The 15,917-nt window shown below is 38.1% G+C and carries 14 protein-coding genes; 7 read left to right on the forward strand and 7 right to left on the reverse strand.

Translation table 11 applies throughout. From position 1 onward, the window contains the following. Positions 1 to 35: 35 nt before the first annotated feature. Both DRF60_RS05960 and DRF60_RS05965 read right to left on the reverse strand, forming a co-directional pair. Positions 36 to 380 carry a phage holin family protein gene (locus tag DRF60_RS05960; protein WP_116011194.1) on the reverse strand — a complete coding sequence of 115 codons (345 nt, stop codon included), beginning with the start codon at positions 378 to 380 and terminating at the stop codon, positions 36 to 38. A gap of 110 nt (positions 381 to 490) precedes the next feature. Further along, positions 491 to 913, reverse strand: coding sequence for a PaaI family thioesterase (locus DRF60_RS05965; RefSeq protein ID WP_116011195.1), 423 nt, complete (start codon positions 911 to 913; stop codon positions 491 to 493). A gap of 690 nt (positions 914 to 1,603) precedes the next feature. On the opposite strand from DRF60_RS05965, the gene DRF60_RS05970 reads away from it, so the two are divergent. Then, a complete protein-coding gene (locus tag DRF60_RS05970) occupies positions 1,604 to 2,026 on the forward strand; it encodes a hypothetical protein (RefSeq protein WP_116011196.1) in 423 nt (140 codons plus the stop codon). A 2-nt stretch (positions 2,027 to 2,028) separates the two neighbouring features. Here the strand turns inward: DRF60_RS05970 and DRF60_RS05975 are convergent, their stop codons facing one another. Continuing rightward, positions 2,029 to 4,152 (reverse strand): type IA DNA topoisomerase, encoded by a 2,124-nt coding sequence (locus DRF60_RS05975; RefSeq protein WP_116011197.1) that lies wholly within the window; start codon positions 4,150 to 4,152, stop codon positions 2,029 to 2,031. 442 nt (positions 4,153 to 4,594) lie between these two features. Between DRF60_RS05975 and DRF60_RS05980 the strand changes: the two genes are divergently transcribed. From DRF60_RS05980 to DRF60_RS05995, 4 genes are all read left to right on the forward strand, one after another. After that, complete coding sequence (locus tag DRF60_RS05980; protein ID WP_116011198.1) at positions 4,595 to 5,623, forward strand: methionine ABC transporter ATP-binding protein; 1,029 nt, start codon at positions 4,595 to 4,597, stop codon at positions 5,621 to 5,623. Further along, positions 5,616 to 6,272, forward strand: a complete 657-nt coding sequence (metI, locus tag DRF60_RS05985) for a methionine ABC transporter permease MetI (protein WP_116011199.1) — start codon at positions 5,616 to 5,618, stop codon at positions 6,270 to 6,272. Before DRF60_RS05980 ends, metI begins: the two co-directional genes overlap by 8 nt. Before the next feature lie 85 nt (positions 6,273 to 6,357). Then, positions 6,358 to 7,164, forward strand: coding sequence for a methionine ABC transporter substrate-binding lipoprotein MetQ (gene metQ / locus DRF60_RS05990; protein WP_116011200.1), 807 nt, complete (start codon positions 6,358 to 6,360; stop codon positions 7,162 to 7,164). A gap of 255 nt (positions 7,165 to 7,419) precedes the next feature. Further along, entirely contained in the window at positions 7,420 to 9,681 is a 2,262-nt protein-coding gene (locus DRF60_RS05995) for a glycoside hydrolase family 3 C-terminal domain-containing protein (protein ID WP_116011201.1), read from the forward strand. Positions 9,682 to 9,997: 316 nt separating this feature from the next. Here the strand turns inward: DRF60_RS05995 and DRF60_RS06005 are convergent, their stop codons facing one another. Further along, complete coding sequence (locus DRF60_RS06005; RefSeq protein WP_116011203.1) at positions 9,998 to 10,552, reverse strand: DUF2652 domain-containing protein; 555 nt, start codon at positions 10,550 to 10,552, stop codon at positions 9,998 to 10,000. Between the two features lie 541 nt (positions 10,553 to 11,093). After that, complete coding sequence (locus DRF60_RS06010) at positions 11,094 to 12,482, reverse strand: MFS transporter (protein WP_116011204.1); 1,389 nt, start codon at positions 12,480 to 12,482, stop codon at positions 11,094 to 11,096. A 143-nt stretch (positions 12,483 to 12,625) separates the two neighbouring features. On the opposite strand from DRF60_RS06010, the gene DRF60_RS06015 reads away from it, so the two are divergent. Together DRF60_RS06015 and DRF60_RS06020 are read left to right on the forward strand one after the other, a co-directional pair. Next, a complete protein-coding gene (locus DRF60_RS06015) occupies positions 12,626 to 13,096 on the forward strand; it encodes an Lrp/AsnC family transcriptional regulator (RefSeq protein WP_116011367.1) in 471 nt (156 codons plus the stop codon). Between the two features lie 259 nt (positions 13,097 to 13,355). Further along, positions 13,356 to 14,123: a methyltransferase domain-containing protein gene (locus DRF60_RS06020; RefSeq protein WP_116011205.1), complete on the forward strand. Its 768-nt coding sequence runs from the start codon at positions 13,356 to 13,358 to the stop codon at positions 14,121 to 14,123. 56 nt (positions 14,124 to 14,179) lie between these two features. Here DRF60_RS06020 and DRF60_RS06025 read toward each other — a convergent pair whose 3' ends face one another. Continuing rightward, positions 14,180 to 14,695, reverse strand: coding sequence for a hypothetical protein (locus tag DRF60_RS06025; protein ID WP_238640068.1), 516 nt, complete (start codon positions 14,693 to 14,695; stop codon positions 14,180 to 14,182). A gap of 16 nt (positions 14,696 to 14,711) precedes the next feature. Continuing rightward, positions 14,712 to 15,764: a hypothetical protein gene (locus tag DRF60_RS06030; RefSeq protein WP_123902640.1), complete on the reverse strand. Its 1,053-nt coding sequence runs from the start codon at positions 15,762 to 15,764 to the stop codon at positions 14,712 to 14,714. Between the last annotated feature and the right edge of the window lie 153 nt (positions 15,765 to 15,917).

Below are 15,917 nucleotides of genomic sequence, written 5' to 3' on the forward strand. Positions count from 1 at the left end.
ATGAGACAGCCGATTTTTTTACTATATTTTTACTATTAGTCTCCGTCTGAAAACATGGAATTGGCCAGTGAAGTCACAAAAGACAACAGTACACTGAAGATAAGTGCCCACCAGAAGCCGTCTACTACCATACTGTCTATAAAATAATCAGCGATCAAAATAATTACCGCATTGATCACCAGAGCAAATAATCCTAAGGTAATAATGGTAAGCGGCAGACCAAAAAGTCCCAAAATAGGTTTTACAAAAATATTTAATACTCCTAATACGATGGCAAAAATAATTGCCGAGGAAAATCCTTCGAAATGTACACCTGGAAGCACCTTAGTTAAAAGGTATGCAATGATTGCTGTAATGAACAGCCTGATAATTAAGTTCATATTATTATTTTTTAATGTTATGATATTTACGTTACAAATCCTGTTCCATTTAATCCTAAAAAAAGCCGGTAACCCCTGTATTTACCGAATGTTTTTAGCTACGGTTCTATTTATTTGATTCTCATCATGGTTACCAATGAAGTCGCCACATGGCTTTCTGAACCCGTATTTTCATCAAGAACATAAATTTCAGTTCTTACCACGATAATCTTTGCCCCACCTTTTACAACATAAGACCTCGATATGAGGGCATCTCCCATTGCAGGACGAAGGTAATTGACCTTCAGCTCAACCGTAACTACATAACAATCATCTTTATAATGGCTTACTGAAGCATATCCTGAAGAAATATCTACCAGAGAAGCGATCATAGCCCCATTGAACATTCCGGCTTTACGGGTCATCATCTCCATTTTGGGAATTTTGATGGAGACGAAATCGGTGTCTACTTCCAGCAATTCGGCATTGTAAAATTTCAATGTTTCTGAACGGCCGAAGCTGTCTGTCATGAGTTTCTTTTTTTCCGGAGTCATGAATAATATATTTTAATCTGAATGTAGTACAAAGTTCACCAATGTTTTTCAGAAAACCCAAAAAATTGAAAACAAGTTTACTTCTTAATGATGAAATTTTAAATAGTTCAACAAGCTTTTAACCACAAAAGATGCAAAAGTTTTTAAACACTTAAGTTTATTTTTAAGTTAAATACATAACGCACAAGAAGTACACTTAAGTTTCCCCAAAAATCTAATATTTTTATTTATCATGATAAAAATCTGTGCCACCTGAGAAATCTGCGGGAGAAAATTTTTAACCATTAAGGTTTTTTAAGTTTTTAAGAATAGTAAGTAGAGCTTCGCTTTTAAGAAGTACACCTAAAAAAATCATTTGATTTTCCTTAACGATTTTTATCATCTTCACTGATCTTAATGGTTTAAAAATTATTCAAATATTGATCTGTGTTATCAGGAAGATCCGTGTGAATAAAAATTTACAAACTACAAAAGCCACAAAAGTTTATTGAACACTTAAGTATTTAAGCTAAATATATTGCGCATAAAAGTATCCTTAAGTTTCTATGAAAATTTTTGATTTTCTTCTTATATACTTGTTTTCAGGACGGTAAAAAATTTTGAATTAAGTATTCAATGAATTAGAAGCTTTTGTGACTTTTGTGGTTAAATAATAGGATTTATAGTAGCTTTGCAGTAAACAGTATCTGTATGACCACAACAAAGATTTTCACATTTTTAAGCCTACTGATTTGCTGTCTTTTTCAGACTCAGACCTTACACCTGTATGGCGGTTCCAACCAAGATCAATATCTTGGATGCTTAAATTGTGATACATTTGATAAAGACTCTATCTGGAATTCTTTCGGTGATTATGGAAATCTACTCAGCTCAAAATCAATCTGGAACGGTTATGGAAACTATGGAAGTTCATACAGCACCTATTCTCCGTGGAGCAGCTATGCTTCATATCCGCCGGCAATCGTTGATCAGGATGGTAATTTTTTCGGTTATCTGACTTTAAATCCTTACAAATCAGAAAGATCAGAGCTTGAATTGGCGCAGATATTATGTAAATACCATGATACCATCAAAAAAGACATCAGTGGCTGGTACGATAAATTATTCCGTTAAATTTAAGAAAGCTGTACCTGAAAATCTTCTCCCAGCGCTAAAACTCCCTCTGTTAAGGCTTCAGAGTGTGCAGTAAATCCTTTCAGTTTTGAAGTTTTCCCTTTTAAAACAAGATCTAAAAGCTGTTTGTCCGATAATTTCTTGCCGAAAATATCAAATGTAATTTTGAAACCACAGTTCTTGAAATCAGAGCACCCAACAGCTGCTTTCCCTTTGATAAGGTGATGTTCTTTACATTTCGGGCATTTGGTTTCTTCCCAGGACTGAAGCTCTTTTTTTACGGCAGGCTCACGTTTTTTCTTTTCTTTAACTTCTTCTTTTTCTTCGTATAGTGTAATCACTTTTCCTTTTCCATACACCACTTTCTCGGTCAGCTCCGTTACCATCTGAATCAGTTCTTCTTTAAACTGGTTGGCTTCATATTCTCCTTTTTCAATTTTACGGAGCTTTGACTCCCACTCTCCTGTTAATTCGGGACTTTTCAGAAGTTCGTCTTCAATGGTATCAATTAACTGAATTCCGGTTGGAGTAGCGATCAAATTTTTTCTTTTCTTCTCAATGTATTTCCTTTTGAAAAGGGTTTCTATAATATTGGCACGGGTAGACGGTCTTCCGATTCCATTATTCTTCAGAAGTTCACGCAATTCTTCGTCCTCTACCTGTTTTCCGGCAGTCTCCATCGCCCTCAGCAAAGTTGCCTCAGTGTATGGTTTTGGCGGTGTGGTTTTTCCCTGGTGGATCATCGGGTCATGTGGCCCGGTTTCTCCAACGGTAAATTCAGGAATAGTCTGTTCTTCTTCCTTCTCTTTTTCTTTATCAGCAGATTCTTCTTTGGGCTCTTTTGCATACACCGCTCTCCATCCCGGTTCCAGAACCTGTCTTCCACTCGTTTTGAATGGAATAGTTCCTACTTTTCCTTCTACCAATGTATTTGAAATTTTACATTCCGGATAAAAAACAGAAATAAAACGTTTTGCAATCAGATCATACACCAACTTCTCTTCCCGGCTCAGGTTTTGGGAAGGCGGAACTTCAGTAGGAATAATAGCATGGTGATCGGTCACTTTAGTATCATCAAAAACGGCTTTTGATTTCGGAATAGGTGCTTCCAATAACGGGGAAACCAGATCCTGATAAAAATGCATTTTCCGAAGGATGCCTTCTATTTTCGGATACAGACTTTCGGATAAATAGGTGGTATCAACACGCGGATAAGTCACATGTTTTTTCTCGTATAAACTTTGGATATAGTTTAAGGTGTTTTCTGCGGAGTAGCCATATTTTTTGTTGGCTTCCACCTGAAGACCTGTCAAATCGAAAAGTCTAAGATTTTTTTCTTTTCCTTCCTTAATTTCAAAAGAGACTATTTCAAAAGGATTAAGTTTAAGATATTCAAGTCCTTTTTCAGCGCGGTCTAAGGTTTTTAAGCGGTCAATCGCTGCATTGAAAATTACGTCACGGTATTTTGTTTTAAGCTCCCAATACTCTTCGGTATTGAACGCATCAATCTCTTTCTGACGCTGGACCAACATCGCCAATGTAGGCGTCTGTACCCTTCCGATGGAAAGAACTGCTTTATTCCCTCCAAATTTTTTGGTAAATAATCTTGTCGCATTAATTCCCAACAGCCAGTCACCAATCGCTCTCGCATTTCCTGCCAGATAGAGATTTTTATAGTCTTCAGCCGGTTTCAGATTTTCAAAACCTTCTTTAATTGCCTCTTCAGTCAGGGACGAGATCCATAAACGCTGAATGGGTTTATTGCATTTTGCTTTCTGCAAAACCCATCGCTGGATCAGCTCTCCTTCCTGCCCGGCATCACCACAATTAATGACCTCATCACATTCCTCTACTAATCTTTCGATAACCTTGAATTGGGCTTCAACACCTTTATTAGGAATTAATTTGATCCCAAAACTGACTGGAATTATAGGTAACAAAAACAAATTCCAGGATTTGTACTGAGGACCGTAATCGTGAGGTTCCTTTAGGGTACAAAGATGTCCGAACGTCCATGTCACACAGTATCCGTTACCCTCCATATAGCCCTGTTTAGGCGTGGTAGCACCTAATACTTTGGCAATATCTCTGGCAACACTGGGCTTTTCGGCAATACAAAGTTTCATGAATTTCGGGATTATTGAAGGGGAACAAAAGTCGGGATTTTTTTTGACTTACCCAATTTACCGGAGGTGCCAATGGGATTCAGTTTCTAACAAATGAGCTCAATTTTCGGTATCAATGAATATTAACAAAATTTCAAACAAAATAATATACTGAAAAACAATTAATTACAAATAAACAAAATAAAAACATTAAAAAGTCTATTGTTTTAGTGGACTAATAAAAATATATGTCCTATATTTGCACCTGTATTCAGGAAAATAAAATAAAATGATACAAGGATGTAAACATCAGCCAGTGAAGAAACAGACCATCAAAACTATGATGATGTGCAACTGTATGCCTATGCATCAGAAATCCCGTGGCTGACCTTAAATAGATATACCATATTCTAAAGGCCTTACCACGTTGTAGGGCCTTTTTATTTTAACAAGAACATTCAAAATGATAGAAATCAAGAACATTTCAAAAACATTTCATCAAAAAAAGCAGTCTTTCAAAGCACTGGATCAGGTAAGCCTGAGTGTTGAAAAGGGAGATATTGTTGGGATCATCGGGTTTTCCGGCGCAGGAAAAAGCACATTGATCCGTACCGTGAATCTTCTGGAAAGACCTGATGAAGGCCAGATCATCATCAACGGAAGAGATTTCACTACACTAAGTTCAAAACAACTGGCAGGTGAAAGAAAGAAAATAGGGATGATCTTCCAGCATTTTAACCTGCTTTCATCGAGAACGGTTTTTGATAATGTTGCGCTTTCACTGGAATTAGACCATGTCAGCAAAGATGAGATCAACAGAAAAGTTAATGAACTGCTGAAAATTGTAGGACTTGAAGACAAATCCAATGACTATCCAAGGAGTCTTTCAGGCGGACAGAAACAGAGAGTAGCCATTGCAAGGGCTTTAGCGAATGATCCTTATCTCCTCCTCTGCGACGAGGCTACCAGCGCACTGGATCCGGCAACTACACAGTCTATCCTGCAGCTTTTAAGGGATATTAATCAAAGACTGGGCATTACCATTCTTCTGATCACCCACGAGATGGAAGTCATCAAGGCAGTCTGCAATCATGTAGCGGTTATAGACAAAGGAAAATTATTAGCAAAAGGAACATTAAGCGAGATCATCTCGGATAAAGAAAATCCTGTGATCCGACAATTTATAAATTCAGATATCATGACGATTCCCCAGGAACTCAATAAAAAACTGCAGAAAGAACCTCAGGACGGTTTATTTCCGCTGGTTGAAATAGAACTCAACGAAAATATAAGTGTTGAAAAACTGCTTTCAATGCTTTACGATCAATACAAAATACCTTACAGACTTCTGAAAGCCGATGTAGAATATCTGGGTGACTCCAATTTCGGAAAACTTCTGCTTCAGCTGCAGGGTGAAACCGAAGAAAACCAGAAAGCCATCTATTATTTTAACCAGAATAAAATTCAAAATACAGTAAAAGGATATGCTTAGTGATTCGGTAATTGCTCTTTTGGGAAAGGGACTTTGGGAAACGGTTTATATGACTTTTATTTCGGGATTTTTTGGATTTGTTTTGGGTCTTCCGGTTGGAATTCTACTATTTTTAACAAGACAAGGACAGTTGCTGGAGAATGCAGTATATTACAGGGTAACTTCTATTCTGGTTAATATTTTCAGATCTATTCCTTTCATTATTTTAATTGTCTGGATGATTCCTTTCACAAGAGTGATCATAGGCACTTCAATAGGAGTGAATGCGGCTTTGGTTCCATTAAGTGTTGGAGCAGCTCCGTTTATTGCCAGACTGGTAGAGAATAGCCTTCTTGAGGTTCCTCACGGTCTTATTGAAACAGCAAGAGCCTTAGGAGCATCCCCCTTACAGATCATCCGGAAAGTACTGCTTCCTGAAGCACTTCCTTCCCTGATCAACAATGCAGCCATTACCCTGATCACTCTGGTAGGTTATTCTGCAATGGGTGGAGCTCTTGGAGCCGGTGGATTAGGACAGATTGGTTATCAATACGGTTATATCGGTTATGATGCTGTAATTATGAACGTGGTATTAGTGCTATTGGTAGCATTAGTGTTTATTATTCAGTTTGCAGGGGATAGATTAGCGAAAAAGTTTGATCACAGGTAGGTTAAAGGACCCAAAATTTAATATAAATCTAAATAATAAAAGGTGACTCGAGTACTTCAACACCTTTTTAATATAAAAAATTCTAATGAAACAGATAAAAATTATAGCCTTTTTAACGGCTGGACTTCTCATATTCAATGCATGTTCCGGAAAGAAAGACGATCCGAACCATATCGTAGTAGGAATTACCTACGGTCCGGAACTGGAAATTGCCGAAGCGGCTAAAAAAGTAGCCAAGGAGAAGTATAATCTTGATGTGGAACTGATTCCTTTCAATGATTATGTGGTTCCGAATGAGGCCTTGAACAACGGAGATATTGAAGCCAATGCTTTTCAGCATGTTCCTTATTTAAATGAACAATCGAAGCAAAGAGGCTACAAACTGGCTGTGGTAGGGAATACTTTTGTTTATCCTATTGTTGCCTATTCAAAGAAGATCAGAACAATCAGCCAGCTTCAGAATGGAAGTACTATCGTTATTCCGAATGATCCTACCAACGAAGGACGTTCCCTCCTTCTTCTTCAGAAAAACGGACTTTTAAAATTAAAAGAAGGTGTCGGACTTCTTCCTAAAGTCACAGACATCACTGAAAATCCAAAACAGTTGAAGATCCTCGAAATTGAAGCTCCGCAGCTTCCAAGAGTTCTGGATGATAAAGAAGTCGTTATCGCTATTATCAATAACAATTTTGCATCACAGGCAGGACTAAATGCTGATAAACAAGGGGTATTCAGTGAAGATAAAGATTCTCCATACGTCAATGTAATCGTTGCCACGCATGACAATAAAAATTCTGCCAAAGTTAAAAACTTTGTGAAAGCTTATCAGTCTGATGAAGTGGCCAAAAAAGCTGAAGAAATCTTCAAGAGCGGTGCGGTGAAGGGGTGGTAAAATCATGAATAATGAGGAATATGTGATGGTTTTTTACAGATACAGAGGTTTGAGAATTGGAGAATTTCGGAATGCGGATTGTATGTTATAACAAAAAACTCAAAACCTCGGAATACAAACCCATACTCTAAAACTCTCCTACCTTTAAACTTAGAAGTCCGGGATCAAAAAAATTATTGATTAAAATTTATTTTCTCAATTTGAGATAATAAAAATTTTACTTACTTTTGTTGTTAATCAATAAAAAGGCATTTTATGTTCAAGAAAACCGCCATTGTAAGTTTATTCACTTTTATTGCCGCTTCATATATGGCTCAGAATCATACCCAACCCGTTTATTTAGATGAATCAAAACCTGTAGAACAGCGTATTCAGGATGCTCTTTCCCGAATGACTGTGGAAGAAAAGGTGGCTATGCTGCATGCACAGTCCAAATTCAGTTCTCCAGGTGTTCCAAGACTGGGAATTCCTGAATTCTGGACGACGGATGGTCCTCACGGGGTACGTCCGGAAGTGATGTGGGATGAATGGGACCAAGCAGGTTGGACGAATGACTCGATTATTGCCTACCCTGCCCTTACGGCACTTTCTGCAACATGGAACAAAAAAATGTCATGGAATTACGGAAAAGCTCTGGGGGAAGAAGCCCGATACAGAAAAAAAGATATTCTTCTGGGACCTGGTGTTAATATCTACAGAACACCTTTGAACGGAAGAAACTTCGAATATATGGGTGAAGATCCTTATTTAACTTCAAAAATGGTGGTTCCGTATATCAAAGGAGTACAATCCAATGGTGTGGCTACTTCTGTGAAGCATTTTGCTCTAAACAACCAGGAAATGTTTCGCCATACGAGCAATGTCAATATTGATGACCGGGCACTTTATGAAATTTATCTTCCGCCTTTCAAAGCAGCGGTAACCGAGGGGGATTCCTGGACGATCATGGGTGCCTATGATATGTACAAAAATCAATACGCCAGCCAGAATCAGTACCTTTTAAATGATATTCTGAAAAAAGAATGGGGCTACAAAGGGGTTGTTATTTCCGACTGGGGAGCAGTCAACAATACAGAGCAGGCCATCCACAACGGATTGGACCTTGAATTCGGGAGCTGGACGAACGGACTTTCTGCGGGGACAAAAAATGCTTACGACAATTATTATTTAGCAAAACCTTATTTAGACCTCATCAAAGCTGGAAAAGTAGGAACACAGGAACTTGACGATAAAGTGACCAGATTACTTCGTTTAGCCTACAAAACTACGATGAACAGGAACAAGCCTTTCGGGAATATTGCTTCTGAGGAACATAAAGCCATAGCAAAGGAGATTGGGGAAGAAGGAATTGTATTGCTGAAAAATAAGGGAAATATACTTCCTATTGATCTTAATAAAGCTAAAAAAATTGCCGTTATCGGTGAGAATGCTATCAAGATCATGACCGTTGGTGGTGGATCTTCTTCTTTAAAAGTAAAATATGAAACCCTTCCATTAGACGGAATTAAAACCAGGTTTGGAAAGCAGGCTGATGTACAGTATGCAAGAGGTTATGTTGGGGATATTGGCGGAGAATATAACGGGGTAAAATCAGGACAGGACCTGAAAGACGACCGATCTGCAACTGAATTACTGAACGAAGCTGTAGAATTAGCCAAAAAATCCGACTATGTTATTTTTATTGGGGGACTTAACAAATCTGATTTTCAGGACAGTGAGGGTAACGACAGAAAAAGTTACGGGCTTCCCTATAACCAGGACAATTTGATTTCCGCATTAGCCAAAGTGAATAAAAACCTTGCAGTTGTTCTGGTTTCCGGAAACGCGGTAGCAATACCTTGGATTAAAGAAGTTCCTTCTGTTTTACAGTCGTGGTATCTTGGTTCTGAGGCCGGAAATTCTATCGCTTCTGTATTGGCCGGTGATGCAAATCCATCCGGAAAACTTCCGTTTACTTTCCCTGTGAAGCTGGAAGATAATTCAGCACACCAACTGGGAGAATATCCGGGACAGAAAGACGAACTGGCAGCCGGAAAAGGAAAAGATCAGAAAAACCCGATTAACATTACCTATAACGAGGGTGTTTTTGTGGGCTACCGTTGGCACGATACGAAAAAGATTAAGCCTCTGTTCAGTTTCGGGCATGGTTTGAGCTACACGACATTTGAGTTTGGTAAAGCTTCTGCTGATAAAACAGTGATGTCTCACGACGATAAGATCACGTTCACAGTGACTGTAAAGAATACAGGAAAGAAAGCAGGAGCTGAAGTTGCCCAACTTTACATCAGTGATATCAAAGCTTCTATACCGCGTCCTGAAAAGGAACTGAAAGGTTTTGAAAAAGTGTTTTTAAATCCTGGCGAGCAGAAAGAAGTGACTTTCACGATTGATAAAACAGCTTTGAGCTATTTTAATGCAGATAACCACGAATGGACTGCTGAACCTGGAGATTTTGAGGCGCTGATCGGGAATTCTTCTGATGCGATTAAGGCGAAGGTGAAGTTCACCTTGAAATAATTATTTCTATTAATAAGATTTAAAAAGCAGGTTCTATGGGATCTGCTTTTTCTGTAAAAGCCATTCTGCATTATTTAATATGTCCTTTTGTCTTGAAACAAAAGGACGAAAAATTCAAGACTTAGAACCTTCCGCTAAAAATGAAATATGTTCTCTAAAAACTCTAAACTCGTGCGGCAGCATTATCATTATTTTTCCCGGATTGATAGTATCAAATAAGGATACTATCAAAAATATTAAATCGAGTTCAGCTCGTAAAAGATATCCTGATTTTTTCACATCGCATAGTAAATTCAAAAGATTAAAAACAAATAGGTTAGTTGGCATTCTCAAAATAATGGATCATTCCACCTTCCGGAAGATGATATTTCTGTGTATTGGTTTCTGCTTCATTGTTTTCGCTGTTTTCTAAAAAAGAATTGCTAAAAAGAGCATAAGATGGCTGCTCTGCAAATTCATTCTTTAGCATCTGGTGTGCCTCCACTACTGTTTTACCATAAAGCTTTTTAAAGCTTCCGATGGTATATTGTGAAAATTTCCCATAATGTACAATAAATTTCAGTGACATGTCTATGGGCATACTTAACTCTTTACTTAATGCTTTAATCTTTTGGTTAAATGCATTCCGCATGTTCCAGAGCATTTTTGAAATATGTTCATAAGACGGATGATTATCATACCTGTAAAATAAAATGGCATCGCCCTCAATCTCTGAGATATCAAAATACTGATCATTCATATCGATCAGCGTAGATAATAGTTGTCTTACAATATATTCTCCTGTATAAAGTTTGGTATTGAACACAAATTCAGTAAACCCGCTGAAATCGGGAATAAGAATGATACCCTCATGTATATTTGTATTCTTCATAATGATTATAGTTTAAAAACCTGCTGCATTATGATAGACGAACCTTGTTTCATTTTACTTTATGATCAGCAATGCCAACCAATTTGTACAGAGAGGTTGTGACATTAAATAAGTATACTTTCAGAGAAGGGAGAATATGCTGAGAGATAGGAGAAACTAATAAAAACTGATCCTATCAGGACATATTTATAAGCAAATAAATATCACAATTTTATATGTTCTTTTGTCTTGAAACAAAAGGAACCAAAAATTCAAGGCTGGAAACTTTCGCTAAAAATTAAAACTTGCTTCTAAAATCCCCAAACTCGTGCGGATTCATTATTACTGCTTCGGTTCCATATTCTTCCCGCACTCAAACAATGGGAATTTTTCAACGAATCAAATTATAATTTTCTTAACGCTACAGTTTCCTAGGCCAACATGGCCAACCACAATAGAAAAGGAAATAGATACTTTCATGATATCTAATCAACGACAAAGCCGTTTTCTTGTTCTCCTCCAGGAAGAAGTAGTAATTCTTACGTTAAGATTATGAATTTATTTACGAAACAGCTATTTCTGTCAGTCTGGTTTTTAAACTTTTAACAATGAAATACAGCAGCATTCCGAGGGCTAGTAAAGCATATCCAACCAGGATGATCAGGCTTAAATCTCCAACTGCATATTGAGAAGGAAAGATCTGGCTCATTAAAGTCATAAACGAAAGTCCGATGCCTGCTCCCAGAAAGTAACTTGTAGAGCTCAGACTGGATGCCACTCCATAATGAGAAGGTTCTACATCCTGAATTCCCATCACAGAAAGCGCTGTAAAACAAAACGTCATTCCAATACCTGAAATGCAGGCCGCTCCCAGCAATACTACTGCCAAAGGATGTCCTGTATAAACTGAAATCAGTAAAGATAAAGCACCTGCCAACATAAAACTCCAGCCGAAAACACCCATTTGAGAAGAACTTAATCTCTTGGAAACATGAGGCAGCACAAATTTTGCTGCAAGCGCAGACATGATACTGAACGGGACAAGCATTAGCCCTGCCGATGCTGCACTATGTCCCATATCTTTCTGAAGCATTAATGAAATTAGAAAAAGGAATCCTATGAAAAAAGCTCCCAATGTGAAGAAAACTGCATTGGAAACCATCAGCGATCTGTGTTTCAATAACTGTAAATCAATCAAAGGCTGAGTTACAGACTTTAATCTGATAAATACAGCTACCAACAGCAGAACAGCAAGCACCAGAGAGCCTATAATCATTAAAGGGTTTTCTTTGATATGAACCAGTTCATGGGTTCCGTAGGTAAGACTTAACAATCCAAAAACAAGCAGCATTCCTGATATGAGATCTGTTTTCTGACCTGCCTCACTTTTTTCATCTGCAGGCAGATATTGATAGGCAAAAATCAGGGTAAGTAAAAGAATAGGAACATTGATCAGGAAAACCCAGTGCCAGCTCAGATAAGTACTGATAATTCCGCCCACTGAAAGTCCGCTTCCCGAACCGATTGCAGCAAACGAGCTAAAAACCCCGATGGCACGGTTACGTTCCTGCTCTTCCCTGAATGTATTGGTCACAATGGATAAAGCAGAAGGCATAATCAAAGCCGCCCCCAACCCCTGAAGGGCACGGAATATGGCCAAGACTTCAAAGCTTTGCGAAAGTCCCGCTCCCAATGAGGTCAGCATAAAAATAAGAGCTCCGATAAGGAATATTTTCTTACGCCCGATTTGGTCCGAAAGCTTACCGCCAATGATCAGAAAACCTCCGAAAAACAACACATAAAGGGTCTGCAACCACTGTACAGTTTCCGCCCCGATATGAAACTGCTCCTGAATAGAAGGAATCGTTAAATTAATAATGGCAATATCCAAAGCCTCTACAAAAGTTCCTACTGATGCTAATATTAATATTAAATTTTTCCTTGTACTCATTGTATTCAAATTTCCTTCAAAATTAATTTTTAAAGAACATATTTGAAAATTATATAGTAAATTTGGAACAAATTTGTATTCTAACTAATTTTAAAAGAACAAAAACACCATCACCATCAGTAATAAGCTTAAAAACAGAACAAATGACTGCAGAACATTATACTCCCGATGAAAAAGACCTTTCTATCCTTCGTTTATTACAGAAGGATGCTAAAATGAGTGTGCGTGATATTTCAGCCAGGATCAGTTTAAGCCCTACTCCTACCCACGAACGGATCAAACGGATGGAAAAGCAGGGGATTATCAAAGAATACACGGCTGTAGTAGACCGTAAAAAAGTCAATAAGGGTATGATGGTCATCTGTATGATTGCCCTGAATGTTCACAATAAGAAAACAGCAGGGAAATTCATTGAAGAGGTTGGAAAGCTGAAAGAAGTTGTAGAGTTTTACAACATCAGTGGAGATTTTGATTTCATGCTTAAAATCCTGGCTCCGAATATGGATGAGTTCCATGAGTTTTTTGTGAATAAGCTTTCTGAAATTGAAGGGATCGGGCAAACGAAAAGTATTTTTGTGATGAACAGCATTAAAGAAAGCGCGCAGATTTTGTAAGGATTTGAGGAGGGAAGCGGGAAGATGGGAGATGGAGGCACTTTTAGTCTGTAACTAGATCTCCGGTCTTTACCGAATTCAGATTAACTTAATAAAAATTTACATATTCAATAAAAACAAGATTGATTACCCTTTCTCCCTACAGTAACTTCCCACTCCCATCTTCCCACTCCCCATCTTTTAAGAATCTTTTAATATTTTAATTTCCTTATTCTATTCAGGAATTGCTAAATTGAAGATCCATTTTAATTCACTGAATATGCCCTGGAACCCTGACGTTTACAATCAGTTTAAAAGCATCCGTTTCAAACCGTTTTATGACCTTGCAGAGCTGATCACCGATGAAGGCAACATGAAAGCAGTAGATATCGGCTGTGGGACAGGTGAACAAACTGCTATTCTTACAGAAAAATTTCCCGATGCAGTATTTACAGGGATCGACTCTTCTCCCGAAATGCTTGAAAAATCCAGGACTCTGGAAAATGAACGTCTCCATTTTAAAATATCGACGACTGAAGCAATGCTTGATGCTTATGAAAGCTGGGATCTTATTTTCAGTAATGCTGCCCTGCAATGGTCTGATAATCACCAGGAACTGTTCCCGAAGCTGATCTCCAAACTGAATATGGGTGGCCAACTGGCTATACAGATGCCTTATCAACCTGGAAATACACTAAATAAAATCCTTTTTGAACTGGCAGATGAAGAGCCATTTAAATCCCAACTTAATAGCTGGAACCGTCCTTCTGCCGTACTGACAATTGATGAATATGCGCAAATCCTTTTTGATAACGACATTCAAGATTTGAATCTTTCTCAGAAAGTATATCCCATTATTGCAGAAGATCATGAAACTTTGTTCAACTTTATCTCAGGATCGGCCTTGATCCCTTACCTGGAAAGGCTTGATGAGGAACAGCAAAAAAACTTTACAACAGAATTTAAACAGCGTATCAGTAAGAACTTTCCAAAACTCCCTGCTATTTATGCTTTCAAAAGAATCCTGTTATATGGAAGAAAAAAATAAAAAAGCCCTGTTTATTTTCTAATACAGGGCTTTTTTTAAATAGTCTTATCGTATTACTATTTCCAATAATTCCAGACCGTTCCGTCAAAAACAGCAAACGTTTTGCTGGCTGTATCATAGCATATCATTCCCGGGTACGGATTTTTCACATTAAGATGCGGAGAATATACTTTGGGAAGAATCATAGCTTTGTCAGATGATTCCAGAACGAGTATCCCGTCTGCACTTCCTTCTTTAGCACCGATCACTACGCCATTTCCGGTTTCATCCGAACTATTAGTTATTACTGATGCAGAATTTCCTGCATCACTGAGTGCTTTCCAGATATTATTTTCGTACACCTTTACTTTATCATCTGATGTATCAAATACAAATGTTCCGTTTGCCGGACTGTCTCCGGGAAGTCCCTTTGTTGCCGGAAGAATAAGCCCTTTCGTATTGGTGGATGTATTATTGAAATCCAGTATGGTACTCCTGCCGTCAATTGTTTCTTTACCTATAGCTACCTGAGTGTAAAAAACATTAAAAATCATCAACGTCAGGGCTATACTTATCTTTTTTATAGGTTTCATATTATATCAAATTAGGTTAATCATTACAGCTTCTTTCAATACATTTCCATTGGGTACCGTTGTACAGTTTGACGCATTTGTCCTGAATATCATAAACAAGCATTCCTTCTTTAGGCTCAGCGATTGCATCTTCTGTCTGGGGAGTCTGGCTGACATGCTGCACTCTTGTGATAACCAGACCTTTATTTTTTGATTCCAATGCGAGAAAACCATTAGGGATATTCTCAGGCCAATTATTGGTTTTCTGCTGTATGGTGATCCCCATTTTGGTGTAGCCATCAGGGGTTCCCGAGATTCCAGGCTTGGTACAGTAATCATCTAATTCATGGACGATTTCATCCGCAAAACCACAGGCAAATTTATCACTGGGAAGCCCGGCAGGCCAAAGACCCGGGCATGAAGCCTGAGTAGCATTTGGTCCGCAGAAGCTGGCATTTCCGGGAGCAAGCCCTGTTACCGTATCCATTGCAATGGCTATAATCTGACTGTCGTTACTGAGTATGGAATTTCCTCCTCCATTTGCCTGGGCTTTGGCAATACAATAGGCTTTTCCCAAAGGAGCTCCAACATAATTTATAAAAGGATAGGTAATAGACTGCTGGCTGAAAGTTCCGCATATTTCCACAACGCTGTATGTTCCCATATCAATGGTTGAAGTAGCTCCGGGAAATGTTCCCATGAAAGAAGGATCTCCCTGAGAAACCGAACCGGTAAGGGAAAGGTAGGCTTTTGTTCCCAACTTCACTTTTGAGTTCTTCTGACTTCCGAAAACTCCAATGATGATTGACCCCTCGGATTTTACACTGGCAGCATCCCTGATCTCAAGATTACCATTTACCGTAACACCTTTTACAGTAAGCATTCCTCCAGGTTCAATAATGAGAAGTGCATCCTGCGGGATGGTAATATCGTTAGCTAAAGTAAGGTTTCCGGTAAGACAATAAGTCTGTCCGGGATTCATTGCCTGGCCTGTGTAAGCTGTACATTGCGCGTTCGCAATACCGTAAAAAAGAACCATTAACAAGAAAATGAATTTCCCATTAATGGTGCTAAAATTTAAATTATTCATATGACTTTATAATAAATTAATATTTTCCACACAATTTAATGCGTTAAAAATAAAATTTTAGTTAGCCCTCTATTCAACAATTTACATACCAAAATTTTATTCAGAGTTCCGTTTGAGCTCGAATTATTCCGGTCAAAAACACTTAATTAACGC

Source organism: Chryseobacterium elymi, assembly GCF_003385495.1.
GTDB classification, from domain to species: Bacteria; Bacteroidota; Bacteroidia; order Flavobacteriales; family Weeksellaceae; genus Chryseobacterium; species Chryseobacterium elymi.